The 26812-nt window shown below is 66.5% G+C and carries 25 protein-coding genes and 1 riboswitch; of the genes, 9 read left to right on the forward strand and 16 right to left on the reverse strand.

Annotated elements, in window-relative coordinates:
* Window positions 1-21 precede the first annotated feature (21 nt).
* Together hypD and Q7W51_03290 are read right to left on the reverse strand one after the other, a co-directional pair.
* Complete coding sequence (gene hypD, locus Q7W51_03285) at window positions 22-1119, reverse strand: hydrogenase formation protein HypD (protein ID MDO8847398.1); 1098 nt, start codon at window positions 1117-1119, stop codon at window positions 22-24.
* The gene (locus Q7W51_03290) at window positions 1116-1394 is read right to left on the reverse strand and encodes a HypC/HybG/HupF family hydrogenase formation chaperone (protein MDO8847399.1); all 279 of its coding nucleotides are present in this window, start codon (window positions 1392-1394) and stop codon (window positions 1116-1118) included. Before Q7W51_03290 ends, hypD begins: the two co-directional genes overlap by 4 nt.
* A gap of 181 nt (window positions 1395-1575) precedes the next feature.
* On the opposite strand from Q7W51_03290, the gene Q7W51_03295 reads away from it, so the two are divergent.
* Entirely contained in the window at window positions 1576-2166 is a 591-nt protein-coding gene (locus tag Q7W51_03295; GenBank protein ID MDO8847400.1) for a helix-turn-helix domain-containing protein, read from the forward strand.
* On the forward strand, window positions 2147-2506 hold the full coding sequence (locus Q7W51_03300) for a DUF86 domain-containing protein (protein MDO8847401.1): 360 nt from the start codon (window positions 2147-2149) through the stop codon (window positions 2504-2506). Before Q7W51_03295 ends, Q7W51_03300 begins: the two co-directional genes overlap by 20 nt.
* 21 nt (window positions 2507-2527) lie before the next feature.
* Here Q7W51_03300 and Q7W51_03305 read toward each other — a convergent pair whose 3' ends face one another.
* The 12 genes from Q7W51_03305 to Q7W51_03360 form a co-directional block, all read right to left on the reverse strand.
* The gene (locus Q7W51_03305) at window positions 2528-5134 is read right to left on the reverse strand and encodes a carbamoyltransferase HypF (protein ID MDO8847402.1); all 2607 of its coding nucleotides are present in this window, start codon (window positions 5132-5134) and stop codon (window positions 2528-2530) included.
* A 4-nt stretch (window positions 5135-5138) separates the two neighbouring features.
* The gene (locus Q7W51_03310) at window positions 5139-5792 is read right to left on the reverse strand and encodes a hypothetical protein (GenBank protein MDO8847403.1); all 654 of its coding nucleotides are present in this window, start codon (window positions 5790-5792) and stop codon (window positions 5139-5141) included.
* A gap of 25 nt (window positions 5793-5817) precedes the next feature.
* Window positions 5818-6570, reverse strand: a complete 753-nt coding sequence (locus tag Q7W51_03315) for an ATP-binding cassette domain-containing protein (protein MDO8847404.1) — start codon at window positions 6568-6570, stop codon at window positions 5818-5820.
* A gap of 9 nt (window positions 6571-6579) precedes the next feature.
* Entirely contained in the window at window positions 6580-7458 is an 879-nt protein-coding gene (gene cbiQ / locus Q7W51_03320) for a cobalt ECF transporter T component CbiQ (protein ID MDO8847405.1), read from the reverse strand.
* 22 nt (window positions 7459-7480) lie between these two features.
* Window positions 7481-8425 carry an energy-coupling factor ABC transporter permease gene (locus tag Q7W51_03325; GenBank protein MDO8847406.1) on the reverse strand — a complete coding sequence of 315 codons (945 nt, stop codon included), beginning with the start codon at window positions 8423-8425 and terminating at the stop codon, window positions 7481-7483.
* A 91-nt stretch (window positions 8426-8516) separates the two neighbouring features.
* Window positions 8517-8765, reverse strand: coding sequence for a hypothetical protein (locus Q7W51_03330; GenBank protein MDO8847407.1), 249 nt, complete (start codon window positions 8763-8765; stop codon window positions 8517-8519).
* Window positions 8766-8809: 44 nt separating this feature from the next.
* Entirely contained in the window at window positions 8810-9001 is a 192-nt protein-coding gene (locus Q7W51_03335) for a CooT family nickel-binding protein (GenBank protein MDO8847408.1), read from the reverse strand.
* A 3-nt stretch (window positions 9002-9004) separates the two neighbouring features.
* Window positions 9005-9415 carry a DUF3842 family protein gene (locus Q7W51_03340; GenBank protein ID MDO8847409.1) on the reverse strand — a complete coding sequence of 137 codons (411 nt, stop codon included), beginning with the start codon at window positions 9413-9415 and terminating at the stop codon, window positions 9005-9007.
* 37 nt (window positions 9416-9452) lie between these two features.
* Window positions 9453-9776, reverse strand: a complete 324-nt coding sequence (gene trxA, locus Q7W51_03345; GenBank protein MDO8847410.1) for a thioredoxin — start codon at window positions 9774-9776, stop codon at window positions 9453-9455.
* Between the two features lie 32 nt (window positions 9777-9808).
* Entirely contained in the window at window positions 9809-10750 is a 942-nt protein-coding gene (gene trxB / locus Q7W51_03350; GenBank protein ID MDO8847411.1) for a thioredoxin-disulfide reductase, read from the reverse strand.
* Window positions 10750-11889 carry a PIN domain-containing protein gene (locus Q7W51_03355; protein ID MDO8847412.1) on the reverse strand — a complete coding sequence of 380 codons (1140 nt, stop codon included), beginning with the start codon at window positions 11887-11889 and terminating at the stop codon, window positions 10750-10752. Before Q7W51_03355 ends, trxB begins: the two co-directional genes overlap by 1 nt.
* A 10-nt stretch (window positions 11890-11899) precedes the next feature.
* Window positions 11900-13867 carry a hypothetical protein gene (locus Q7W51_03360; GenBank protein MDO8847413.1) on the reverse strand — a complete coding sequence of 656 codons (1968 nt, stop codon included), beginning with the start codon at window positions 13865-13867 and terminating at the stop codon, window positions 11900-11902.
* Between the two features lie 126 nt (window positions 13868-13993).
* Between Q7W51_03360 and lon the strand changes: the two genes are divergently transcribed.
* The 3 genes from lon to Q7W51_03375 all read left to right on the forward strand — a co-directional run bounded on the left by lon (window position 13994) and on the right by Q7W51_03375 (window position 21116).
* Window positions 13994-16333, forward strand: a complete 2340-nt coding sequence (gene lon, locus Q7W51_03365) for an endopeptidase La (protein ID MDO8847414.1) — start codon at window positions 13994-13996, stop codon at window positions 16331-16333.
* Window positions 16334-16701: 368 nt separating this feature from the next.
* Window positions 16702-18894: a SpaA isopeptide-forming pilin-related protein gene (locus tag Q7W51_03370; GenBank protein MDO8847415.1), complete on the forward strand. Its 2193-nt coding sequence runs from the start codon at window positions 16702-16704 to the stop codon at window positions 18892-18894.
* Between the two features lie 437 nt (window positions 18895-19331).
* Complete coding sequence (locus Q7W51_03375) at window positions 19332-21116, forward strand: SpaA isopeptide-forming pilin-related protein (protein ID MDO8847416.1); 1785 nt, start codon at window positions 19332-19334, stop codon at window positions 21114-21116.
* Window positions 21117-21286: 170 nt separating this feature from the next.
* Here the strand turns inward: Q7W51_03375 and Q7W51_03380 are convergent, their stop codons facing one another.
* A complete protein-coding gene (locus Q7W51_03380; protein ID MDO8847417.1) occupies window positions 21287-21871 on the reverse strand; it encodes a hypothetical protein in 585 nt (194 codons plus the stop codon).
* A gap of 96 nt (window positions 21872-21967) precedes the next feature.
* Window positions 21968-22059: riboswitch (cyclic di-GMP riboswitch) on the reverse strand.
* 142 nt (window positions 22060-22201) lie between these two features.
* On the opposite strand from Q7W51_03380, the gene Q7W51_03385 reads away from it, so the two are divergent.
* The 3 genes from Q7W51_03385 to Q7W51_03395 are packed head-to-tail and all read left to right on the forward strand — an operon-like array spanning window position 22202 to window position 24372.
* Entirely contained in the window at window positions 22202-22873 is a 672-nt protein-coding gene (locus tag Q7W51_03385; GenBank protein MDO8847418.1) for a class E sortase, read from the forward strand.
* 9 nt (window positions 22874-22882) lie between these two features.
* Window positions 22883-23824, forward strand: coding sequence for an NAD-dependent epimerase/dehydratase family protein (locus Q7W51_03390; GenBank protein ID MDO8847419.1), 942 nt, complete (start codon window positions 22883-22885; stop codon window positions 23822-23824).
* Entirely contained in the window at window positions 23821-24372 is a 552-nt protein-coding gene (locus tag Q7W51_03395) for a hypothetical protein (protein MDO8847420.1), read from the forward strand. The genes Q7W51_03390 and Q7W51_03395 overlap by 4 nt, the downstream gene beginning before the upstream one ends.
* Window positions 24373-24426: 54 nt before the next feature.
* Here the strand turns inward: Q7W51_03395 and Q7W51_03400 are convergent, their stop codons facing one another.
* Window positions 24427-24615: a 4Fe-4S binding protein gene (locus tag Q7W51_03400; protein ID MDO8847421.1), complete on the reverse strand. Its 189-nt coding sequence runs from the start codon at window positions 24613-24615 to the stop codon at window positions 24427-24429.
* A gap of 305 nt (window positions 24616-24920) precedes the next feature.
* On the opposite strand from Q7W51_03400, the gene dnaK reads away from it, so the two are divergent.
* Window positions 24921-26810 (forward strand): molecular chaperone DnaK, encoded by a 1890-nt coding sequence (gene dnaK / locus Q7W51_03405; GenBank protein MDO8847422.1) that lies wholly within the window; start codon window positions 24921-24923, stop codon window positions 26808-26810.
* Window positions 26811-26812: the final 2 nt, after the last annotated feature.

Here is a 26812-nt window from a genome sequence, read left to right on the forward strand (position 1 = left end):
GCCGGATCGGCCCGACGCCGCCTACTCTTTGCCGTAGTCGGTGTAGCGGTAGTACGCCGCGCACGAGCCTTCGCTCGACACCATGCAGGGGCCGATCGGATGCTCCGGCGTGCACCCCTTGCCGAAGAGCTTGCAGTCGAAGGGGAGCGTGACACCGCGCAGCACGTCGCCGCACTGGCAGCCCTTGATCTCGCGCGGCTCAGGAGGCGTGCACGGCACGCGCACGCGGGCGTCGTACTGCGCGAACTCGGGGCGCAGCGCCAGGCCCGTGCCCGGGATCACGCCGATCCCGCGCCATTCGGCATCGACCGGCTCGAATGCGGCCTCCATCGCGGCTACCGCCGTGGGGTTGCCCTCGGCATCCACACCGCGACCGTAGGCGATCTCCACCTCGGCACGGCCCTCGGCGAGCTGCTTGGAGAGCATCCACACACCCTGGAGCACGTCCACCGGCTCGAAGCCGGTGATCACGCTCGGCACCCCGTACTCGCGCGCGAGAAACTCGTACGGCTCGGTGCCGATGATGGTGGAGACGTGACCGGGCAGGATGAAACCGGTGATCTGCACCTCGGGATCGTTCACGAGCGCGCGCAGCGCCTCGGGCACGGTCTTGTGGAGCGACAGCGCCGACCAGTTGGGGAGCTCGCGCCGGGCAGCTTCACGGATGGTGAGCGCCACGGTGGGAGCGGTGGTCTCGAAGCCGACGCCGAGGAAGACGACGTGCTTGTCGGGCTCCTTCTCAGCGATGGTGAGCGAGTCGAGCGGGGAGTAGACGATGCGCACGTCGCGGCCGTCGGCCTTCTCTCCCGACAGCGATGAGTACGAGCCCGGCACCTTCATCATGTCGCCGAAGGTCGCCAGCACTACGCCAGGCTGACGGGCGATCTCGATCGCGAGATCGATGTCGGGGTTCGCGGTGACGCAGACCGGGCAGCCCGGACCCGAGAGCAGGGTGATCGTCTCGGGCATGAGGCCGCGGAGGCCGTGCTTGGCGATCGCCATCGTGTGCGTGCCGCAGACCTCCATGAGCTTGCAGGGCACGGTGGCGGTGGCGTGGATCGCGTCCACAAGGCGCTTCGCGACCTCCGGGTCGCGGAAACCGTCGAGGACCGAGCTCACGAGGCAGCGGCCTCGGCGGCGTCGGCCTCGGCCTCGGCTGCCAGCTCGTCGGCGGTACGGATGCCCATCTGGCGCAGCATCGCGAGACTCTCCTGGGCGAACTCCTCGTCGATCACCTGGATCGCGAAACCAGCGTGCACGAGCACGTAGTCATCCACCTGGGCAGTAGGCGTCATCATGAGGCAGACGTGACGCTTCACGCCGAGGATGTCTACCTCGGCCATCGCGTTGTCGTTGGGCTCGCCGACGATCTTCGCCGGGATTGCGAGGCACATGCTGGGGACCTCCTGGTGTGGGCTTTCGAGCGGCCGTTGGCGGCACCCACCCACTATAGCGGGCGGGGCGCTCGTTGCCGAGTGCGGCGGGCGACGCGGCACCGAGGCTGGTTCTGTGACACGCAGAGGGTGCGACAACTATTTGATTGTAGAAACAACACAATCGTTGTATCCTCGGCGTATGACACCGCTTTCAGCCATAGGAGCGGCACTGGTGGCCGCGCGGCTCGCGCACGGTCTCTCGCAGCGCGAGCTGGCCGAGCGGATGGGCGTGCACCAGCAGCAGATCGCGCGCTGGGAGAAGGACCGCTACGGGTGCGTCTCGCTGAGCCGACTCTCCCGTGCGGCCGAGGTCCTGGGGGTGGACACGGAGTCATTGAGCGCCCCGGGCGAACAGCCGCTGTTGGCCGCCGAGGCGGCCGCGGCGTATGGCTCGGCGGTGCTCGATCGGCCGGCCGCGGTGACGCCGGCCCGGGATCTTGGCGAGGTCATTACACGCATTCGAGCGCACGCTGATGAGCTGCACGAGCGATACGGCGTCACGAGCATCGACGTCTTCGGTTCGTTCGCACGAGGTGAGCAGCGTTCGGACAGCGACGTCGACCTCATCGTCGAGGTGGCGGAACCTACCCTCGAGACGGTGTTTGGCGCCGAGCGGCGGCTTGCCGAGATTCTAGGGCGCAGGGTGGAGTCCAGCTCGATCCGGGCGATCAATCCGAGAGTGAAGGCGAGCGTGGAGGAGGACTTGGTTCGTGTGTGGTCGACGCAGTGAGCCCGCATACGTCGAGGACATGATCCAGTCCTGTGAGCGGATTCTGATGTACGCCCGCGGCAATTCCGATGCGGACTTGATTGACGCAGACATGGCCTATTGGGACGCGATCCTCCGGCAGCTCATCGTCCTCGGTGAGGCGGCGAAGTACATTGGCGAGACCAGCCGGGTGCGATGGTGTCGGATTCCGTGGATCGAGATTGCTGGCATGCGAGACAAGATCGTCCATTACTACCAGGGTATCGACGATGAACTTGTGCTCGGGGCAATCAAGACCAGTATCCCGGCCGTTCTGCCTCAGCTGCGTCACATGCTCGCTGAACTCCGGGACGAGGCCTGAACTACCGGGCGCCTGAAACCCTCACGCCTCGTGCCGGCGCGCCCATGCCACGACAGCCTGGCCGAAGGCGATGCCGCCGTCGTTCGCCGGGAGCCGCAGGTGGGTCAGGGGGGTGAGGCCGACTGCGGTGAGCTCCGCGACGGCGCCGTTCACCACGAGGCGGTTCATGAACACCCCACCCGCGAGCGCCACGTGCGTGAGGCCGAGCGCTGGAGCGAGCTGCGCGCACGTTCCGACCACCGCCGCGACCACCGCACGGTGGAAGCGCATCGAGATAGCGCCGGGGCCCGCGCCCGCGGCAACGTCGTCGAGCACTGCGGTGAGCATCGGGGAGCTGTCGACCACGAGCGCACCGCCAGCGTCCTCGAGCGTGCCGAACGCGTACGCACCTTCGGCCGAATGATCGGCGAGCGCCTCGAGTTCGATGGCGGCCTGACCCTCGTAGAGGGCGTCGTCGCGGACGCCCGCGAGTGCCGCCACAGCGTCGAAGAGGCGGCCCATCGAGCTGGTGCGCGGGGTGTTGAGCTGCTGCGCGATCATCGCGAGCAGGGTGCGCTCCTCGCCCTCGGCCAGCCGGGAGCGAAGCGGCCCGGCACCGGGGTGGTCGAGAAGCCCGCACTCGGCGAGCGCGCCTACGGCCATGCGTGCGGGACGGCGGACGGCCGCTGCGCCGCCGGGCATCGGCAGCGTGCGCAGGTGCCCCACACGCTCGAAGCCCGCGAGGTCGGCCACGAGCCACTCGCCGCCCCAGATGGTGCCGTCCGGGCCGTAGCCGGTGCCGTCGAGCGCCACGCCGAGAGCCCGTCCCTCCACGCCGTGCTCGGCGAGCACGCTCGCGATGTGCGCGTGGTGATGCTGCACGCCGATGGTGGGCAGGCCGAGCGAGAGGGCGTACTTGCTGGAGAGGTACTCGGGGTGGAGGTCGTAGGCGACGATCTCCGGCGTCACGCGGAAGAGCCGCTCGTAGAGCGCGATCGTGCGCTCGAAGCTCTCGAGCGTCTCGGCGTTCTCCATGTCGCCGATGTGCTGGGAGACGAACGCGTGCTCGCCGGTAAGCAGGCAGAAGGTGTTCTTCTGCTCGGGTCCGCAGGCCAGGATGTCCACGTCCGTCGGATGCGGCGCCGCAAGCGGGAATGGCGCGAAACCTCGCGCCCGCCTGAAGTACTCGGTCCCCACACCAGGCGTGTGCCGGAGCACCGAGTCGTCGTAGCGAGAGTAGATGTCGCGGTCGTGCATCAGAAACGCGTCGGCGATGTCGGCGAGCCGGGCCAGCGCCTCGGTATTCCCGGTGGCGATCGGCTCGTCGCTGCGGTTGCCCGAGGTCATGACGAGCGGTCCGCCGAAGGCGTCGAGCAGCAGGCGGTGGAGCGGCGTGTACGGCAGCATCACGCCGAGCTCGCGCAGGCCGGGTGCGAGGGAGGGCGCGAGCGCTGTGGCGGGAGTGGGGGTCGCGTGCTCAGACAGTCCTCGGCGGGGGCCCTCGGCGCCTGCGGACGCCTCGGGCGTCCTCGGCGCCTCCCCCTCCTGCGGAACTGCGCCGCCGACCCCCACTCCCGCCACGCTCGCGTCTTCACGGAGTCGCAGCAAGACGATGGGGGCGGCCGGGCTCGTCAGGAGGTCCGCCTCCTCGGTCGAGACCTCGCAGTACCCGCGCACCGCCTCGAGGGACGGCACCATCACCGCAAGCGGCTTGCCCCAGCGGTGCTTCCGCTCGCGCAACCGCACTACCGCCACCTCATCGCTTGCATCGCACGCCAGCTGGAACCCGCCGAGCCCCTTCACCGCGACGATCGCGCCTGAGCCGAGCAGCCGTACCGCCTCTGCGACGATCGCCGCCGCCCGGTGGCGTTCAGCAGCGACGTCCCGATGCGGTCTCGGCACTTGATCTTTCCGAGAATCCCATTCGGCATCGGTCGGCAGGCCGGTCGGGGGAGGGTCCGCCGCGAGTTCCGCAGCCGGGGGAGCCGCCGGAGCGCGCGGCGAGCGCGCGTCGGCGGCGAGGGCCCCCGGCGAGGACTGTCCGAGCGCCGGACCCTCCCCCGACGGACTGCCGTGGGAGCGATTGAGGTACAGCCTCGGCCCGCACCGGAAGCACGCGTTCGGCTGCGCGTGGAACCGCCGGTTGGTGGGATCGCCGTACTCGGCGGCGCACTCGTCGCACAGCGGGAAGTCGCGCATCGTCGTGAGGGGGCGGTCGTACGGCACGTCTTCGATGATCGTGAACCGCGGTCCGCAGTTGGTGCAGTTCGTGAATGGGTACCCGTAGCGCCGGTCGCCGGGGTCGCGCAGCTCGGCGGCACAGGCGTCACACGTGGCGATGTCGGGCGAGACGAGCGTCATCGCACCTGCGATCGTTTCGGACTCCACGATCACGAACGCGTCGTGTCCCTCGGCATCCACCTCTTCGACGACGACCGCTGTGACGACCGCCATCGGCGGCGCCTTGTCGCGGATGGCACGCACGAACGCGTCGACTGCAGCGCTGTCTCCCTCGGCGAGCGCGAAGACGCCGTCGGTGGTGTTCTTGACCCAGCCGGTCACGCGCAGGCGCAGCGCCAGGTTGTAGACGAACGGGCGGAACCCCACGCCCTGCACGACGCCCGTGACGTGCAGCGATACGGCGCGCACGCGACTACTTCCCGTGGTAACCGTCGGCGACGAACTTGTTGTTCATCAGCACGAACAGCTGGTAGTTCTGGTCCAAGAGCTGCATCGCATCGTTGCCCATAGAGGGTTGGAGCGACTCCTTGGCGCCGTTGAACGGTGAGTCGTGGATGAACGCGTTTCGGGCCTCGCGCATCTGCCGCCAGCGGTAGGGGAAGTCGCGGTAGCCGAGCTCGGCAGCGGCCTCCTCGAACTCCTCGCCGGCGAGCGCGGGGAAGAGCTTGCCGATGCGCGTGCCGATTGCGCGCTGCGTGTCCATCACCATGCGGCGCAGCGGCAGATCAGCGCCGTGTGCCTCCATGATGCGGTCGAGGATGTCTTCGAGGACCGCCTCGAGGAGCGCCATCACCAAGATGATGACGATCTCGTGGTCGCCCTGTCGGTGGTAGACGCGGATACGCGCGTCGAGGCGGCGGATCCGCTCTGTGGGATAGACGCGTCGCTCCATGCCGGACGCAGCGCACTTCGGGCACGGATGCTCGTGATCGAGGAACGACGGGTCGGCGGTGAGGAAGCCGCAGACGGGGCACTCGTAGTACACGGGCGCCTCATCGGTCTGCGGCGCAAAGACCGTGCGGTGTGGCGGCTGATAGACCTGCGTGGCGCGATGCTTCTTGCTCATGCGCCGATTGTAGCAGGAGGCGTGGTCACGGCCGCGTGTTCCTGACCGCCCAGGGCAGCTCCAGACCGTGCGCGTGCAGCAGGGCCTCGTCGGTGAGTATCTCGTCGCGCGTGCCGCACGCCACGATCGCACCGCCGTCGAGCACCGCCGCATCGGCACAGAGCTCCCACGCGACGTCCATGTCGTGCGTGGCGACGAGTGCTGTCGTGCCCACCTCGCGAAGCAGCTCGATCATCTGTCTCCGCGACCGGGGGTCGAGATTCGCCGTGGGCTCGTCAAGAACGAGCACGCGGGGGTCCATCACGAGCACGGTCGCGAGCGCGGCGCGCTTGCGCTGGCCGAAGCTCAGATGGTGCCCCGGCCGGCTGGCCGCATCGGCGAGGCCCACTTCGTGAAGCGCCCGGTGGACGCGGGTGTCCGTCTCCCCCGCGGCGACGCCCATGTTGAGCGGGCCGAACGCCACGTCTTCGTAGAGCGTCGTCATGAACAGCTGGTCGTCCGGGTCCTGAAAGACGAGGCCCACGTCGCGCCGGATGTCGCGTACGGAGGAGTCGCTCACCTCGCGACCGCCCACACAGACGGTCCCGGCAGCTGCGCGCAGGATGCCGTTCAGGTGCAGCAGCAGCGTCGACTTCCCGGCACCGTTCGGGCCGAGGAGGGCGAGCGAGCGCCCCTCGCGCACGACGAGGCTCACGTCGGTGAGCGCCTCGGTGCCGTCGGGGTACCGGTAGCTCACGTCCGCGAGTTCGATGAGCGGTATCTCACGACTTTCGTTCATGCGTGCCTCTCAGTAGAGCGCCAGTGCGGTGGCGGTGAGCAAGGCGGTCACGACCAGGAGCAGTTCGGCGGCACCTATGCTCGTCGTCGCCGTGACAGGGAGCGTTCCGGTGTAGCCGCGCGCGAGCATCGCCGCATACACGCGTTCGCCGCGTTCGTACGAGCGTACGAAGAGGTTCCCGGCGATGCTGCCGAGCGCCGCCAGTAGCGCGCGTCCGCGCAGGTGCGGCGCCCGGCTGGCGAGCGCGATGCGCAGCGAGTGCAGCTGGTCGCCGAGCACGCCAACGTACCGTGCGATGAAGGCGAGCAGCATTACGAAGACGCCGGGAACGCGAAGCCGGCGCAGACCGTCGAGAAGGTCGGCGGTGCGCGTGGTCGCCGCGAGCAGGAGCATGCAGACCGCCGAGAGCCAGGCCTTGCTCATGATTCCCCAGGCGATCAGCCAGCCGCCGCCGGACCACGCTGCGGCGAGGCCAGCGGCGTTCCACGAGCCGCCGCTTGCCTGCAGCGGCGCGAGCAGCGCGATCGTCCCGGCCACCGGCAGCACGGCGAGACTCCTGGCGACCACACGACCCAGCGGCAGGCGTCCGAGCGCCGCAACCGCTGCGAGCAGCGCGCAGAACAGACCGAACTCGGCCGGTCGCAGTGGAGCGGTAGTCACCACGCCGAGGACGAGCGCGAGTGCGGCGACGATCTTCGCGCGGGCATCGAGGGAGTGCAGCGGCGAGATGATGTACGTGAGCGATTCGAACGCGGTCGTGTGCGCGTGCCGGTGGGCCGACGGTGCCGGTTCCGCATGGTGATGGTGCGGGTGCCGATGCGCCGGCGCACCGGCGTGCTCGTGCGCGTGCTGGTGGAACCCGTCTTCATGCTGCGAACGATCCGGCACCGTCGGCTCCTGTCTACCCTGTCTACCCGGTCTGCCCCGAGCGGCGACTGCGTGCCGCGCTGAGCAGGGCGTAGAGGAGCACGCCTGTGATGATGATGCCGACCACGCCCGCCAGAACGCCCGCAAGCGTCTCGTTCGTGATTCCCGGCATCACGTAGTCCGGCATAGCGCCGCCGATGATCGGTGTCCCGTCGAACGTACTTCCGAGCCGCTCGTACACGAACTCGAGTCCGTCCGGATTGGATGAGGCGATGAACGAGACTCCGACCGCCACGAGCGCGATGATGCCCAGTCCGAGCGCGGTCTTGCGGACCGACCGGGCGTCTGCGGGCGGGCGTTGGCCGCGTTCGAGGAGGTCGGGGCGGACCGCCAGCAGGTAGCCCACCAGTCCCGCGGTGATCGTGCCTTCGCCGAGGCCGATGAGCGCATGCCAGAAGCCCATCGCGCCGAGCACCGGGCCAAGCGGCGCTCTGCCGGAGAGCCACAGCAGCCCGCCTGCTGCGAGCGCGGCCACGACACATGCCGACCACGCGGCGGCGAAGGCCGCGACGAGCTTCACGGTGCGCGCATCGCGTAGACGCGTCACGGCCTGGTATACGCCGTAGCCCACAAGCGGGCCGACGATCGCCATGGTGAACATGTTCGCGCCGAGTGCGGTGATCCCGCCATCGGCGAAGAAGACCGCCTGCACGGTGACCACCGCGGCCATCACGAGCATGGCGGGCCACAGGCCAAGAACGATCGCAGCGGCCGCGCCGCCGGCGAAGTGCCCCGACGTGCCGCCTGCCACCGGGAAGTTGAGCATCTGCAGGGCGAAGATGAGCGCGGCCAGGACCGCCATCATCACGATGGTTCCGTCGGACATCCGCTTGCGGACTTCGCGTATCGCGTACGCGAGCACGCCCGCCGAGCCAAGCCATGCAGGCACCCAGGTGGGTGCCTGGAGCATACCGTCAGGAATGTGCACGAGAGGCCTCCCTCATCAGACTACGGTCGTCTCGTGCGAACCCTTCTTGGGACGCGCTTTCGGCCCTGCGCCGGGCCGGTCGGTGGTAGTGCTAGAGTCGCTCGATCGTCACGTCGTCATCGGCGGCGACCGAAAGGCCATTCACGGCTGAGTCGAGCTTCTCGCGCGCCTCGCCGAGCATGACGGTGACCTGCGCGAGCTCCGCGCTCGTCGCCGAGCGGCGCCCCTGGTCGGCCAGGTGGTGCAGCTGCTCGAGGTGCTGCTGCGAGAGCGCGAGCGAGTCGTTGATCATTGCCACGGCCAGCTTCATCTGGCCGGTGTTGATGCCGCCTTCACACATAGTGGCTCCTTAGTCGTTCGGACTGACTGCCGCGATCGGGCGTGCTAGCGGGCGCTCAGGACCACGGTGTGGTCGAGCAGCCGCACCTCCTTGAGCGTCGCCTCCACGGCGCGATGACCGCCGTAGAGGTCGTAGAGCTTGAGGAGTCCGTCTTCGGGCACGATCGTCGTCACGTCGTCGATCGTCTCGATCTCGGAGCCGTCGGGCCCCTGGATGACCACGCGGGCCTCACACATCGCCTACACCTCCTTGCCGAGTGCGGAAGCCACCGTCGCGATGACCTCCTCGAGCAGATGGGGAAGCGGGTCCTTCGTGGTCCCGACCAGGTCGAGCCTGGGATTCGTCAGTGGAAGCATAACCTTCCGCGCGCCGCTGAGCGAGAGCGCCTCGGCCATGCCGGGCGTGACCTCGCCCATCATCGAGTTGGGAATCAGCGCCGAGAGCGGCCCGATCAAGATGTCGGCCTCGCGTACCGTGACCCGCACAGCGTTCTCGCCGGTGGCGCCGCGGTTGGCGCCGGCCTTGAGCATCGCCGAGGTGGCGGTGGAGTTCGTCCCCACAGCGAGGATCTCGACCGATTCGCCGAAGGACGCACGGAGGCGCTGCACGATCTCCTGACCGATGCGGCCGCCCATTCCGTCCACGACCATGATGCGCGAGGTCACGCGCGTGGCTCCGTGTCGGCCGTTACAGCCAGGCCGCTAGCTCGTCGGCCAGGCGCTTCTTCGGCATGGCGCCAACGAGCTTCTTCACGACGGCGCCGTCCTTGAACACGAGGAGCGTCGGGATGGAGAGCACGTCGAACTTCGTCGCGGTCACGGGGTTTTCGTCGACGTTGAGTTTCGCGACCGTGATGCCCTGGTGCTCGGCGGCGATCTCCTCGAGCACGGGTTCCATCATGCGGCACGGGCCGCACCACGGGGCCCAGAAGTCGAGCACGACAGGCTTGTCGCTGCCGACGACATCGGCCTCGAAGCTCGCGTCGGTCACATGCTTTAGCGTCTCGCTCATCGAGTGCTCCCTTCGGGCGTCCTGTATGTCCCTCAGTCGATCTGACACAGACGGTCGTCGATATACCTGAGTGCCTCGAACGCTGCCGAGGCCCCACCTGATGCGGCCGTGATGACCTGCTTCAGGTCGGACACGGTCACGTCGCCCGCCGCGTACAGCCCAGGGTACGACGTGAGTCCGTTGTGGTCTATCTTCACGTATCCCTTCCCGTCCAGGTCGCAAAGGTCACGCACGAGATCGCTCTTCGGCTCGACGCCCACGAAGATGAAGATGCCGTCGAGGGGGAGGAACTCGTCCGGCTCGCCGTTGGTGGCCTGTAGCTGGAGACCGGCCACCTTGCCGTCGGCGCCCTTGACCTCGACCGGCACGCGGCTCCACTTCATCTCGATCTTCTCGTTTTCGAAGCAGCGCTCCTGGATGCACTTGGTGGCGCGGAGCTCGTCCCGGCGATGGATGACGTAGACCTTCGCCGCGAACTTGGTGAGGAAGAGCGCTTCTTCCACTGCCGCATCGCCACCGCCGATGATCGCGACCGTCTTCTCGCGGAACAGCGCGCCGTCGCAGGTGGCACACCAGGAGACGCCGCGCCCCGTGAACTCGGCCTCTCCCGGGATGCCGAGCTTCCGTGGCACCGCGCCTGTCGCGAGGATGACGGTCTTGGCGAGCGTCTGCTGCCCTTCCGAGTCGGTCAGCACGAAGTCCAGGTCGCTCGGCTCGATGCTCTCCACCGAGGCGAACGTGCGGAACTCGGCGCCGAAGCGCTCGGCCTGGCGATGCATGAGGTCCCCGAGCTCGGCGCCCGAGATTCCTTCGGGAAACGCGGGGTAGTTCTCCACGTGGTCGGTCGTGACGATCTGGCCCCCGGGCAGCGCGGTCTCGAAGACGACAGTCTTCGCGCGCGCACGGGCCGCGTAGAGTGCCGCGGTCAGACCGGCAGGTCCACCGCCGACGATAGCGATATCGACGCTCTCCACTAGATGCTCCCCTCGATCGGGAGGTACGAGGGGTCGATGTCGACGGACACGCCCGCCTCCTCGGCCTCCTGCTTGATCGTTTGCAGGTATCCCCGGGCGTCGGCGTCGATGAGTTCGTCATGCGGTTCGCTCGAGTCGGCGAGCAGGTCGATCACCGTTATGAACTGACGTGAGGCCGCCTCGTAGTCCGAGCGGCCGCGCCAGTAGAACACGCCCAGGTTGAAGTTCGCCTGCGGGTGACCGGGATCGGCCTCGATGACCTGGGAGGCCTCCTGGATCGCCCGATCGGTCTCGCCGATGTAGAAGTACAGGACCGCCATGTCGGTGCGGACATCGGTGTCGTCCGGCTCGGATTCGAGGTATCGCGTGTAGTAGTCGATGCCCTTCTGCGCGTACGCTGCACCGCCGGTCTGGCTGTGGATCTGGTAGTACGCGTTGCCCACCTGCTTGATCGCAGCGGGGTCGTTCGGGCTCGCCTGAAGGGCGGTCAGACCGTCGAGCAGATTGCGCTCGTCTGCCGAGAGCAGATCGCGGAACTCGGTTGGCACGCCGGTGGAGCCACCGTTGTTCGCGCCGGTGAGCCGTGAGGTGTAGAAGGACAGGGCGAGCACGCCCGCGAACACCGCGACCGAGATGGCCAGAATGGTGATCGGCGTCTTGTAGCGCTGGAACCAGCGGATCGTCCGTCTGCCGAGACCAGCGTCCACCTCTGTGCGGCGCTCGACTTTGATGCCGTAGGTCTGAGCCTTGAGCAGCATGTTGAGGTCGTTGGTCACGAGCGTAAGGTTCTCGCAGCCGTCGACACACTGCTGATATGCCGTGGCGAGGATCCGATCGTCGGCGTTGCGGGTCCCGAGTCCTTCTGGCAGGCTCACGTCGCCGGCGAGCGGCGCGACGCGGATTGTCCCGCCGTCGGGGAGCGCGAAGCCCTCGATCAGACTGCCGTTCTCGGAGAACTCGAAGAGCATCCTGCTGACCTCGCGGCCCCGGAAACGCAGGTCGGGATCCACACGCGAGATCTTGAGCTTGTCGATCTCGCCCAGGACCGTCTCCGGTATCACGACGTTCGCGTCGGGGTAGGCGAGGAGGGCCCCCGGGTCTGAGAGCAGGACGTTGGTGTCAAGGACTACGGTCCGCATATGGCCTTCTTCACTTCTTCCGCGGGGCCCGCACGGAGCGCCCGGTGTCTTGCACGATAGTACCAGCATCAGCAGCCCTGACCCGGCGGCGGATGATCACGAGCAGAACGCCGAGCACCATCACCACCATGCCTACGGTGGCAAGCCGATCGATGTAGGACGCCTTCACGCCTACAGACGCTTCGGCGACCGTGAAGCCGCCCGCCCTGACGGTGACCTTCAGCTCGTCTGAAAGGGCGTTGCCGAGGTCGACCGGCAGCGTCAGGAAGTTCTGCGTGGGCTGGGCGACGATCTCCTCACTCCCGACCGTGGAGAGCATCGTTTCCGATTGTGCGTGCAGGGTGAGAGCGAGTTCCTTGCCGGTGTCGTTGATCAGCGTGAGCGGCACGTCTCCCTTGCTGCCGGAGAGCGTCACGTCCTTGGCATCCAGCCTGATGAGCGCAAACTGGCCCAACGCGTAGTCGCCCGCCTCGGCCGCTCGGTCGCTGCCCTCGCGGATCCCGCGGTCGCCCGCTTCGCTCCGGGTGAGGAGCCAGCTCTCCGCGGTGAGCAGCGAACGGACTGCGGCGCCAGCTTCCTGATCCTGCGGCCCGACGGCGCCGGCATAGGCGAGTGTGGCCGAGCGGCTCTCCACGACCTCGGCCCAGTAATCTGCGGGCGCATCGCTTGCGCCCGGTCGCACGAGAGTGGCCTTCCTGGGTTCGCATGCGCGCGCGAGCGTCTCCACGTCCGTTGCCTCGAGCCAGGACGCTTTGCCGATCCAGTCGAGCGCGTGCTGTGCGTCCAGCGTGGTGTTGGGCGCGCCCGGACCGGTCTCCAGGAGCACCACCACGGGGCCGCTGTCGAGCCGGTCGAACAGCGCGTCGTAAAACGCGTCCGGGCCGTTATGGATGCCCGCGGCAGCCGCTTCGTCCACGACGATGAGCGTGACGTCAGAGTCGCCGAGTGTGTAGCAGCCGGGCGCGGCGGTCGCGTCGTCGGACCGCAGGGAACCGCCGTGCGCGAGCACGTACTCCGTGCCACGGGCCTCAGTACTCGTGATGCCCTCCGGAGTGAGTGTGCGTCCGAGATAGGCGGCCGTCGCCGGCGGTGCGGAAGGGAAGACGAGCGCATTCACGGTATCCGTGTACATCCAGTGGTGGGTGATGTCCGAGGCTCCGCCGATCGCTGCAAGTCCGGCGTTGTCGGGGAGGCCGTACGGGACGTCGAGAAGCTCGACTGTACCGGTCGCCACGGCGCTGCGAAGCGTCTCGAGCATTCGTGCGTAACGTGTCGGCTGATCGTCGGTCGCGGCGACCTCCACGCCGGAGGTCGTCTCGTACCCCCCCGCGACGCGCGCCAGCTGCTCGGTGAGCACCGGGGCCAGGGCAAGCGCGAGCGGTTCGTCCCGGGCGAGCGCGAGCTGCGTCAGGAAGGAGATGTCGTCGCGGAGGCTCGTGTCGGCGGAGGGATCGGACGACAGCGCGCCCGACATGGTGATGGACGGAATGTCCACGGGTGCCACGACGACAGCCACGGCGAGGGCGTCGGCGTCAGGATCCACCACGAGCAGGCGGCTCGAGATGAGGGTCGCGTCCGCGCCGGTGGCGAGCACTCGCACCTCTATCGGGTACCGGCCCTGTGCCAGGTCCAAAGACGAGACACCGTAGTCGTACGCGATCGCATGCAGTCCGGCCGGGAGGTCCGAGCGCACCTCGGTCTTCTGGTAGACGAGCTTGCCGGAGGGGCTCCGCAACCGCACGCGAACTTCCAGGTACTCGGCGGGAGCCGCGGTTGTTACCGCCACCGAAAGCCGCAGTCGTTCGTCGGGAGCGATCGAGGGCGTCGGTTGCGTGACCTCGACGTCGACGGTCTGCTCGGCAGCAGCGGTGACCAACGACTCCTCGGGGACGGCGAGCACGTCAGCGGGAGAAAGGCCGAGGAGCAGCGCGGCCGCGAGGAGTATGCGAGTGGCCGAGCGGAGGCGGTTGTGCAGCATGCGAACGTCCGATCCGCCGTCCCGGCGAGGACGTGGGCGGCAGGAGGCTTCGTGTACCATGGCGAAGTACCAGGGAGATTATCACACGACTCGCGCCGATTCTTAAGCCGGGAGGGCGGCGGCAACATGTCGAGCAAGGACGAACGCACCCAGATACCCGAGGTCCTGCCACTCATCCCGCTGCGTGACCTCATCATCTTCCCGAATCTCGTCGTGCCGCTGTTCGTGGGCCGGGAGCGCTCGATCAGCGGCCTCGAGCAGTCGATGCGCACCGACCACCTCGTGGCGCTCGTCACTCAGCGTGCGGCCGAGACCCAGGATCCGGGGCCGGACGACATCTACGAGGTGGGCTGCGTCGTCACCGTGTTGCAGGAGCTGAAGCTTCCCGACGGCACCGCGAAGGCACTCGTCGAGGGCATTCAGCGCATTCGCATTGTCGAGTACCTGGCGACCGACCCGTATCTGCAGGTGCGCGTGGAGGTGATCGAGGAGCCCGAGCGTGCGGACCTCGAGGCGCAGGCGCTCATGCGCAACCTGGTCGCTGACTTCGAGAACGCCTCGCAGCTTGGCAAGCCGATCCCGCAGGAGGTCCTGATGGCCGCCACGGCGATCGAGGAGCCGGGTCGGCTGGCCGACTTCGTCACCTTCCATCTCTCGCTCAAAGTGGAGGAGAAGCAGCAGATCCTCGAGGCGCTCGACCCCAAGGAGCGCCTGCGGAAGACCTCCGAGTTCCTCCGCAAAGAGCTGGAGATCCTCGAGCTCGGAAGCAAGATCCAGAATCGCGTGAAGGAGTCGATGTCCAAGAGCCAGCGCGAGTACTTCCTGCGCGAGCAGCTCAAGGCGATCCAGCAGGAGCTCGGCCAGTTCGACGAGATGCAGGCCGAGATGGACGAGTACAAGGACAAGATCGCGGGCGCCGGTATGCCCGAGGAGGTCGCCGAGAAGGCCCTGAAGGAACTCGGCCGCCTGGAGAAGATGCCGCAGGCGGCAGCAGAGACCGCCGTCATCCGCACCTACCTCGACTGGCTCGTTGGGCTGCCGTGGGACACCGCCGACGACGAGAAGCTCGACCTGTTGGAGGCGCAGCAGATCCTCGACGAGGATCACTATGGGCTCGAGAAGGTCAAGGAACGCATCCTGGAGTACCTCGCGGTCCACAAACTCACCGACCACATGCGTGGCCCCATCCTGTGCTTCGTAGGACCGCCGGGCGTGGGGAAGACGTCGATCGGCAAGTCGATCGCCCGTGCGCTCAACCGCAAGTTCATCCGCGTATCGCTCGGCGGTGTGCGCGACGAGGCGGAGATCCGCGGCCACCGCCGCACGTACGTGGGCGCGCTGCCCGGCCGCATCATCCAGTCGATCAGCCAGGCGGGCACGAACAACCCCGTCTTCATGATGGATGAGATCGACAAGGTGGGAGCGGACTTCCGCGGCGACCCGACCTCGGCGCTGCTCGAGGTGCTCGATCCCGAGCAGAACAACTCGTTCCAGGACCACTACCTTGAAGCGCCGTTCGACCTCTCGGACGTCATGTTCATCACCACCGCGAACGTGCTCGACCCGATTCCTGCGGCCCTCAAGGACCGGATGGAGGTCATCCACTTCCCCGGCTACACCGAGGACGAGAAGCTGCACATCGCGCGGAAGTATCTCGTGCCAAAGCAGCTGAGAGAGCACGGCCTCAGGCCGTCGCTTCTCACGATCAGCGACAGCGCGCTGCGCGAGATAGTCCGCCGTCATACCCGTGAGGCCGGTGTCCGGAACCTCGAGCGACAGATCGCCACGATCTGCCGGCAGGTGGCGCGCAAGGTGGTTGAGGGGCAGACGGGTAAGACCTCGGTCACCGGCAAGAGCATCCACGGCTACCTGGGTCCCGCGCGCTTCACCTTCGGACTCGCCGAGAAGAAGAACGAGGTCGGCGTGGCCACGGGTCTCGTGTGGACCGAGGTGGGCGGCGATGTCATCTTCATCGAGGCCACGAAGATGAAGGGGAAGGGCGCCCTCATGCTCACGGGCCAACTCGGCGACGTGATGCGCGAGTCCGCGCAAGCCGCCGTGAGCTGGATCCGCGCGAACGCAGCCGATCTCGGCATCGATCCGGCGTTCGCCGAGGAGCTCGACCTGCACATCCACGTTCCGGCAGCTGCGATTCCCAAGGACGGGCCTTCGGCGGGCATCACGATGGCAGCCGCGCTCGCCTCCGTGCTTACCGGCACGAAGGTGCGCCGTGAGGTCGCCATGACTGGTGAGATCACGCTCCGGGGTCGGGTCCTGCCGATAGGCGGCCTCAAGGAGAAGTTGCTCGCCGCGCACAGGGCAGGAATCAAGATGGTTCTCATCCCGAAGGAGAACGAGCGCGACCTCGAACTCGTGCCGGAGCACGTGCGCACCGAGATGGAGATCGTGCCGGTCGAGCGGATGGACGAGGTGCTCGACCGCGCCTTCGTCGGCCGCACGGTCTAGAGCCCGCCCGGCATCACGCGCGGTCGCTCGCATCCTTCGCACCGTTGCGGGTGCGCTTCTCGGCACACCCGGTCGATTCCTGGCATCTACCGACCGCCTATCCGCCCGAATCGCCCGCTCGGCGGAGTGGAGTGTGATGCAGATTACATTTCGCTCCAGGCGGGGATGTAGTTAGCGCATGGTAAGGATTTCGTAATTGACAACCTGAAGATAGGCTCGTAGAGGGAGACGCGGATACGTCGGACATATCCACGGTCACCGGAGTCCGACGAGGAGCCAATGGTGAGACCGGCCCGCCTAAGGGTCGGCCTTTGTTTTTTCAGCGAGTTTGGATTGGCTGCCAAAGGGCAGCCGGGGAGGTGCCTACAATGACAAACACACTCTGGAGCAAGACACGGGGAGGGTCGTCCGGCACTCGGCTATTCGCCGCGTACCTGGCACTCGCACTCGTGGTAGCGATGGTGGGCCCGGGGCTTTCGGTGTTTGCGGCCGAGGGCCACGCCGGTGATGGGGAGGCGCCTGTAGAGGCGGTGCCCGTGGAGCCGGTGATAGAAGCACCCGTGGTTATCGTTGAAGAGCCGGTAGCCGAGAAACCCGAGTTCGTGGCGGAGGAGCCTGTTGTTGAGGTCGCCGCCCTCGAGTCGCTCGAAGTACCGGTTGTAACGGTCGCCGCGGCTGCGGCTACTGTCGTGGCTTTGACCGCGCCCATACCCACACCCGATGACAGCAACTGGATCTGCGCCGGCGGCGTCAAGCTGGACGAGAATCCGCGAACCGGCACCTACACGTGGGACACGGCGAACACCGAGGAGACCCCGACCACTCCGTCGGACTACTCGATCACCATCACGACCTACCCCGGTCCTGACGGCGCGATGCTGATGGACTTCACGTCCAACTATCCGGTCGCGCAGGTCAAGGTCAAGGGCAGCGACGGCGCGCTGTTCTACAACTACAGTCCCGCGGTCACTTCGGCCACCGGGCTGCACGCGCCGGTGAATGCGTCCGGGAAGTACGCGGACATCAGCCACATCGTCTTCTGCTTCGGCACGATCGTGACGCCGGAGACCGGCGACCTCGATGTCTTCAAGTACCTGGATGCGAATGAGAACGAGAGCTACGACGACGGCGAAGAGATGCTCGCGGGCTGGGAGTTCAGCCTGTACGACGACGAGGATGCTCTCGTCGGGAGCGGCTCGACAGACGCGCTCGGCAAGCTTTCGTTCACGGGTCTGACCCCCGGCGACTACTACGTCACCGAGACGCTCAAGCCTGGCTGGGAGAACACCACGCTGCTCACGCAGTCCATCACCGTTCTTGGTGACGGCACCGTGGAACTGTGGTTCGGCAACATCGAGACCGTGCTTCCGCCGACGACCGGCGACCTGATCATTTACAAGTTCGAGGACGACAATAGGAACGGCGTGCACGACCCCGGCGAGGCCATGCTGGCCGGCTGGGAGTTCACCGTGACCCTCGAGTCGCCTCCCATCCTCGATGTGGCGATTGGCGCCTCGGCGATCATGCCTATCGGCTCCGGTCTCACCGATGGTGCTGGCGAGCTCGAGTTCCTCGGTCTGCTTCCCGACACCTATACCGTGACCGAGACGCCTCAGCCCGGCTGGGACAACGTCACCCCGCTCGTGCAGACCGTCGAGGTCGTTGCTGGTCAGACCGCCGAGGTCTGGTTCGGCAACGTGCCCCAGGAGGAAGAGCCCGAAACGGGCGGCCTCATCATCTACAAGTACAACGATCTCAACCGGAACGGCGTTCATGACTTCGGCGAGCCGATGCTCGAGGACTGGGAGTTCACAGTCACGCGTGCGATCGACGGCCAGCTCGAAGTCATGCCTTCGGCCATCGCGGTCATCGGTAGCGGTCTTACCGATGAGTACGGCGAGCTGTACTTTGGCGGGCTGTGGCCGGGCGAGTACACCGTGACCGAAACGCCGCAGGAAGGGTGGGACAACATCACCCCGCTCGTCCAGACCGTTCAGGTCGTGGTTGGCGAGGACACCGAGGTTTGGTTCGGCAACGCCGAGGAGTTCCTGCCGTTCTCGTGGCTCGACCTTGCGATCACCAAGATGGCGAACAGGGAGACCGCTACCGAGGGTGCCCTGATCACCTACACGCTCACCTACTGGAACAACGGCAACATCCCCGCGGAGAACTACACGATCGTCGATGACTTCGACGAGCGCTACGTGTCCGTGGTCAATGCCAACGGCGGCGTCGTCTCGGGCGGCAAGATCACCTGGACGTTCTCCGGTCCGCTGACGCAGGAAGCCGGCAAGCAGACGCTCACTTACACCGTGCGCGTTTCGGCCAACATGCCTACAGGGACCACGAACGTCGATAACACAGTCGTCATCAGCCATCCGCGTGACGAGGATTCGTCCAACAACACGGCCAGGGAACGTGTGGTCGTGAGTGTGGTCGCGAGTTCGGGCGAACCGTTCCTGCCGTTCACCGGTGGGGACTACACCCTGTTGTTCGGATTCGCTGTGGCCATCGCGGCACTCGGACTGCTGCTTAGGTCACGGACGGATACCGCAGCGTAGAGTGTGTGTGCTCTGATTCCGACTGGGACCGCACACAGGGGTCTCTAGGCTGCAGGGAGGCGCGTCTGCGAGAGCAGGCGCGCCTCTTAGTTTCCCGAGCCGGGTGGTGTGGTGACCGTGTGAGGAGCATTGCGCAGCCGTTCGTCGAGGGGCGTTGCCGTCTAGATGGTCGTTTTGTGCCGTACGTCACAATTCGCGTGCAATCGCTGCGGAGTGGTACTAGTCTGAGGGCGGACCCGATCGCAGGGGTCCGCGTTGACATGCGTGGTTGCGAATAGCACGAACAGGGAGCGCGGATACGTCGGAACTATCCACGGTCACCGGAGTCCGACGAGGAGCGAATGGTGAGACCGGCCCGCCCAAGGGTCGGCTTTGTCTTTTTTTGGGATGCGCCGTCTGTCGGAGACGGTCCGCACATCAGCAAGGGGGGCACAGCAATGCCGAGTAGACTGAACACGCTGTGGAAGAGAATCTCGGGAGGGGACCGGGGAAGGCGGGTCTTTGCCGTCTACATGGTGCTCGTCTTCGTGATCGGCGTGACGGCGCAGGGGATCGCGTCCTCCGCGTCTACCGACGAATCGACCACCACGCCGGAGCCGGTCGTTGTCGAGGAGCCGGTCGTCGTTGAGGAACCTGTCGCTATCGAGGAGCCGGTCGTTACCGAGGAACCGGTCGTTACCGAGGAACCGGTCGAGGCTCCTGCCGAGGAGACCCCGGCGCCTGTCGAGATACCTGCGGTAGAGTCGGCGCCTATCGAGGATGTCGCGCCGACCGCCGTCGCGCTTGCGCAGATCGCCACCACCACCTTCCATGATGACGGCGCCGCAGACGCGTGGGGTAACGGTATCTACAACGGCACCGAAGAGGAGTGGCTCGCCGGCTTCGCGTACGACCTCTATGGCGGCTCGAGCGCGGACGGTCCCTGGACCTACATCACCTCGGCCACCAGTGACACCAACGGCGAAGCCGATCTCGGGGCACATCCCTACGGCTGGTACAAGGTCGTTCAGACGCTCACCGACGACCAGCTCTTCAACGGCTGGGAGTGCATGACGAGCGGCGGGGTGAAGATCTTCGAGGCCACCGGTGAGCAGAACCCGGGCCTGTGGTTCGGCCTCACCCAGCGGACCATCATCGAGGTCTACAAGTACAGCGACGATGATGAGGACGGCCGCCACGATGATGAAGAGGCCATGCTCTCCGGCTGGGAGTTCACCCTCTACGACAGCGCCGGCAACGAGCTCAGGTCCGGCCTGACGAACGATGACGGCTTGCTCGTCTTCTTCCCCGTGCCGAATGGCGCGTACCTGGTGACGGAGACCCCGCAGGCCGGCTGGGAGAACACGACGCCCCTGACACGTGAGCTTGCCATCAACGGCCAGTGCACGGAGGTTTGGTTCGGCAACAGCCGTGACCGTGGCGATCTCGAGGTCTACAAGTACTACGACGATGACGGGGACGGCGTGCACGACGGCATCGAGGACATGCTCGAGGGCTGGGAGTTCACGCTCTACGACAGCACGGGCGCAGTGGCCGACAGAGGCCTGACGGACGCAAACGGCCTGCTCGTCTTCAGCGACCTTACCCCCGGCGACTATACCGTCGTCGAGACGCTCAAGCCTGGTTGGAAGAACACGACCAGCCTCAGGCAGTCCGTCGTCGTGGTCGATGACGAAACCATGTCGGTCTGGTTCGGCAACGTGGAGTTCCAGCCCTTCACTGAACTCGATCTCGCTATCACCAAACTCGCGGATGACCACACCGTCGATGAGGGCCAGCTCGTGACCTACACGCTCACGTACTGGAACCTCATGACCGAAGAGGACGCCTACGACTACACGATCGTTGACGACTACGACCAGCGCTACCTCACCATCGTGAACTCCAACGGAGGGACCGTTGCTGACGGCAAGATCAGCTGGAAGTTCGCCGGTCCGCTCTCCTACGAGATGGGCAAGCAGACCCTCACGTACACCGCGCGCGTCTCGGCAGACATGCCCGACAAGACAACCTACATCGACAACGTTGTCGTCATCGACGACGACCGCGACTTCAACTACACGAACAACCGCGACGACGAGCGCGTCGTCTACAACCCGGGCGACCCGGACGACCCGTTCCTGCCGTTCACGGGTGGAGAGTATCGGATGTTGTTCGGATTCGCCGTGGCTGCGGCAGTGCTCGGACTGCTGCTCAGGCTACGGACGGATAACGCGGCCTAGCGTGTGTGCGCTCTGATCCGACCAGGCCGCACATAGGGGTCGCCAGGCTGCAGGGAGGCGCGTCTGCGAGAGCAGGCGCGCCTTTCGCATGCGTGGGTGGCCTCCGGAACATGACGAGACCCCGGGGAGGGAGTTTCCGGGGTCTCGTCGGGCGACTGTTCTGAGTGGGCCTAGTTGGGGGGAACGTTCTCGCCCCAGTCGATGACGCCGTTGTCGCGGTAGTCGATGATGTGCCAGATCTCGTGGCCGATGATCCTTGAGAGGCTCGCGGTGTGCGTCGGGCTGATCACGATGCGGCCTGACTTGTAGTACGCCACTGCCTGGTAGCCGCTTGCGTCACCGAAGGTCACCGAGGTGCCGGCGAGGATCGGGTACTGTGCGATGTATCCCGCAAGGATGCTCTGCGCTTGGGCCAGTTCGTCGCCGGAGGCGGCAGGGGCGGCGGCGGTCGCCGAGCCGGTGCTCACCGTGCGGGTCGTGGACCGCGTGGTAACGACCGGCTGGATGACCGTCTCGGTCCGAGCGCGAGCGGTGAAGCTTGTGGAGAGCGGCTGCTCGGTTGCCACAGCCAGCTTGGTGGCGGTCGTGGTGCTCGCGGTGATCTTGCTCCTGAAGTCCGACGCCCGGGTGGCCGCGTCAGCGGCGACGGCGTTCGGCAGGATGCCTGCCACGAGGGTGAGGGTCAAAGCTGCCGTGATGGTGGTCGCGGCGAAGCGGAGCCAGCGGCTCTTGCCCCAGTTGGTCTTGCTTGCCATTCGAATCGCCCCTTGTCCGAGTTCCCGCGCACATCGGCCCGACTCATCCCTGAAAGGTTTGGATGGTGTCGGGCCGCTGGTGCTTGGGCTCGAACCTTCGGTAATCCGGCTGTCGTGGGAAGCGAGGCTTCCTTTAGACCCGTGACTTTGCGGAGCTGGCCTTTCGACCGGCTGTGCCTTTTCGGGAGCGTTCCGATGTTCGCTTTTCAAACACTTACACTGTGTCTATCGGCACTGGTGCTGTGGACTTGAGTCCGTTTGTGGCATTCGTCACAGGTTTCATGTGCGTGCCGTCACAGCCTGAGCACGGCGAGAGGAGGGTCAGGCCCCATGAAGCGCTCTGCGCGATGGACCCGTGCGGCGAGCAATCTCCTGCTCGGCGTGGCGCTCGGACTCCTCTCGTACTACACCCTCACAACGCTGCTCACCGAGGTCGCCCAGCGTGACCTCCGTGACGAGCACGCTGACGTCGTGGCGTTCGCGGCGGAGGATCCCGAAGCGTCGCTCGAGACGTCAGCCGGCCCCGCGCTCGACTTCACCGGGTGGAGTGAGCAGGACGAGACGTACTGGGTCGCGCTCGCCGAAGGCGAGGCCTTCGGCAGGATCGTCATCCCTGTTATCGGCCTGGATGCGATCGTCATGAACGGTGTCAGCCCAAACGATCTTCGCCGTGGCCCCGGCTGGATCGACTGGACGGATCTGCCCGGGCCCACAGGCACCTGCGGCATCTCGGGGCATCGCACGACGTACGGCGCCCCGTTCCGCCGCGTGGATGAACTCAAACCGGGTGATACCATCGACGTGTACTCGCCGTACCGCCGCTACCGCTACGAGGTCACCGGCACGCTCATCGTGCTGCCGAGTCAGACCGAGGTGGTGGATTCGACCGAGCAGCCGACGCTGACGCTCACCGCATGCCATCCGCTGTACAGCGCGGCGTACCGGATCGCGGTCCAGGCCAAGCTCGTGGACGTGCGGCTCGTCGAGGCAACCGAGGAGTAGGGGACGCACATGCGAGTCGTCGTGACCGGCGGGGCGGGCTTCATCGGCAGCAGCCTGGTATATGCGCTCATCAGCGGCAGGTCGGAGGTCTCGATCATCGACGACCTGTCCACGGGATCCATGGACAACGTCCATCCCGCCGCAGCCTTCCGCAGGCTCGATATCACAGGGCCCGGCCTGGCCGAGGCCATCGCAGCGGCATCCCCGGACGTGGTCGTCCACCTTGCGGCGCAGGTGAGCGTGCATGTCTCGATCGCGGACCCCGAGCTCGATCGTCGCGTGAACGTCGAGGGCACCCGGGCCGTAGCGGAGGCAGCGGTCGCAGCCGGCGCTCGGCGTGTGCTCTTCGCGTCGTCGGCGGCTGTCTATGGCGACCCGACCGAACTTCCGCTTACCGAGGAGTCGCCCACCGCGCCCGCGGTGCCGTACGGCCACTCCAAACTCGCTGCCGAAGGCGTGCTTGCCGAGGTCCTGCGACCCGCTGGCGTCGACTTCGCGGCGTTCCGCTTCGCCAACGTCTACGGCCCGCGTCAGAAGGCCGAGGGGGAGGGCGGCGTCGTGGCCCAGTTCGGCACGCGCATGGCGCGGCGCGAGACGCCGGTCATCTACGGGACCGGCAAGCAGACGCGCGACTTCATCTTCGTGGCCGACGTGGTGAACGCGTGCGTGCAGGCTGCCGAGTTCGAGGGCACGCTGGCGCTGCCCGGTGCGAACGGTCCTGCGTACAACATCTCCACCGGCAGGGCCACCTCGGTGAACATGCTTGCCGAGGGGCTGCGGGTGACGATGCGCTATCCCGGCACGATCGAGCACGTCGATCCGCGTGCGGGCGACGTCGATGAGAGCGTCCTTTCGCCCGAGAAAGCCGAGCGCATCTTCGGCTGGCGCGCCGCTGTAGAGCTGCAGACCGGCCTTGGCGGAACGGCTGCCTGGTTCCTTCAGCACCAATGAGCTCACCACAGGACACGGATGACGGAGCACGGAGGGTCGAGGATCTCTACCGCGCGAAGGCCCGTGCCGAGGTGGACGCCGCCGAGGCGCTGGTCCCCGGGGCCAGCGTGGTGCGTGGGCAGGGCGATGTGCTCGCAGATGTGTTGCTCGTGAAGGGCGAACCCGGTCCCGGGGACCGTGCGAAGAAGCGCGCGCTTGCTGGCGAGGACGGTGCGGCGATCGGCCGTGCGCTCGACGCTCTCGGCATGTCCCCGGCACGCTTCGCTGTGTGTACTCGCGTTGGACCGGCGAAGGCGAAGCGCATCGAACGTCTCCGGCTGCTCGCCGAGGCCGTCGACCCGCGTACGATCGTGCTGCTCGACGAGCACGCCTCCGAGGACTTCGGGCGCGCGTTCGGGATGCCGACGCCTGCACCCGGCATCGTGGTCAGCATACTCGGGCGGGACGTGCTGGCGGTGGATGGCTTCGAGGCGTCACTCGGCGATGAGAAGCACAAGCGACGCGTGTGGAGCCAGCTGAAGGCGCTCGAGAGACACGGGCAGCTCTAGAGAACACGAACGGGCGCCCATCGGGCGCCCGTCTGGTCATTGGATGCGGTGGGGCTAGTCCTCTTCGATCTCCGTGATGGCGCCCATCGGGCACTCCTCCATGCAGGTCCCGCAGCCCGTGCAGTCGTCCTCGTTCACCGGCTGAGTGACGTCATCCACGAGTTCGAGCACGCCCTCCGGGCACGCGTCCACGCAGATACCGCAGCCTGAGCACTCGTCCTCGTCGATGATGGGTCGGGGCATGGGCGTCTCCTTCTGGCTCTCGCACCGCGCACGCGCGGCGGCGGGTGTGTCGCGGCGGATGATACCGACCGCGGGGCCGCGTGTAAAGGGTATGAAGGGGGGTGGCCACAGACTCCCCATCTGCGGGTTTCGGGCCGCAGCTCCGGGGGTATATCAACGGGGCGCAGTAAGGAAACTTGACAATGCAACACTCAGATTTTAGACTCGGCAGGGCTGCGGACGAGTGACAGAATCCGCAGTCGCCGCATCTCGTGAACAAGCCGCTCCGGACGTGCGCCGGGGAGGATTCGAAAGGAGCACTACTCATGGGCAAGATCATCGGTATCGACCTTGGCACCACCAACTCGGCGGTCGCGGTTCTCGAAGGTGGCGAACCTACGATCATCGTGAACGCCGAAGGCGACCGCACCACGCCGTCGGTCGTCGCGTTCCGCAAAGACGGGGAGCGCATCGTCGGCAAGGCCGCCAAGAACCAGGCGATCACCAATCCCGAGAACACCATCACGTCGATCAAGCGCTTCATCGGCCGCAAGTTCGAGGAGACCTCCTCGGAGCGCGGAACCATCGCGTACAACGTTTCGAAGGGCAAAGACGGCCGCTCGGTCGTCGACATCGAAGGCAAGCACTTCACCCCCGAGGAGATCTCGGCGATGGTGCTGCAGAAGCTCAAGGCCGACGCTGAGGCGTACCTCGGCCATCCGGTCACCGAAGCGGTCATCACGGTCCCGGCGTACTTCAACGACTCACAGCGCCAGGCCACGAAGGACGCGGGCAAGATCGCCGGTCTCGAGGTCAAGCGCATCATCAACGAGCCTACGGCCGCTGCACTCGCGTACGGTCTCGACAAGGGACACCAGGACCAGACGGTTCTCGTCTTCGACCTCGGCGGCGGCACGTTCGACGTGTCGGTCCTCGACATCGGCGAGGGCGTCTTCGAGGTCAAGTCCACCAACGGTGACAACCACCTCGGCGGCGATGACTGGGACCAGCGCGTGATCGACTGGCTCGCGGACAAGTTCAAGGCCGACCACGGCATCGACTTGCGCGCCGACAAGATGGCGCTCCAGCGTCTCAAGGAGAAGGCCGAGCAGGCGAAAATGGAGCTCTCCACCACGCAGACCACGCAGATCAACGCCCCGTTCATCACGGCGGACGCGTCAGGCCCGAAGCATCTGGACTACACGCTCACGCGTGCCGAGTTCCAGAAGATCACGAGCGACCTGCTCGATCGCTGCAAGAAGCCGGTGGAGTCCGCGATCAAGGACGCAGGCATCAAGGCGAGCGAGATCAGCGAGGTCATCCTGGTCGGTGGCTCGACCCGTATGCCTGCGGTGCAGGAACTCGTGAAGGGCATCACCGGCAAGGACCCGCACAAGGGCGTCAACCCGGACGAGGTCGTGGCGGTCGGAGCGGCCATCCAGGGCGGCGTGCTCGGCGGCGACGTGAAGGACATCCTGCTCCTCGACGTGACCCCGCTTTCGCTGGGCGTTGAGACCCTTGGCGGCGTGATGACCAAGCTCATCGAGCGCAACACCACCATTCCGACTCGCAAGAGCGAGACGTTCACCACAGCTGCCGACGGTCAGAACTCGGTGGAGATCCACGTGCTCCAGGGTGAGCGCGAGATGGCCACCTACAACAAGACGCTCGGCAAGTTCCACCTGATGAACATCCCGCCGGCGCCGCGCGGTATCCCGCAGATCGAGGTCACGTTCGACATCGACGCCAACGGCATCGTGAATGTCTCGGCCAAGGACCGCGGCACGGGTCAGGAGCAGAAGATCACCATCACCGGCACGACCGCGCTTTCCGACGAGGAAGTGGACCGCATGGTGAACGACGCGGAGAGCCACGCCGACGAGGACAAGCAGAAGAAGGAAGAGGCCGAGGCACGCAACACCGCCGACAGCCTCGTTTACGGCACCGAGAAGACCCTCGTCGACCTTGGCGAGAAGGTCCCTGCCGAGACCAAGAGCGACGTCGAGGCGGCGGTTGCAGAGGTCAAGAAGGCGCTCGAGGGCGACGACACGGACGCGATCCGCACCGCCACGCAGGCGCTGCAGGAGAAGAGCTACAAGCTCGCCGAGATCGTGTACCAGCAGGTCTCCGAGGAGCAGGGTGCCGAAGGCGCCGAGGCTGCGCCCGAGGGTGACGAAGAAGTGGCCGACTACGAAGTCGTCGATGAGGATCAGTAATC

The organism is Coriobacteriia bacterium (assembly GCA_030652115.1).
Taxonomy (GTDB): domain Bacteria; phylum Actinomycetota; class Coriobacteriia; order Anaerosomatales; family Anaerosomataceae; genus UBA6100.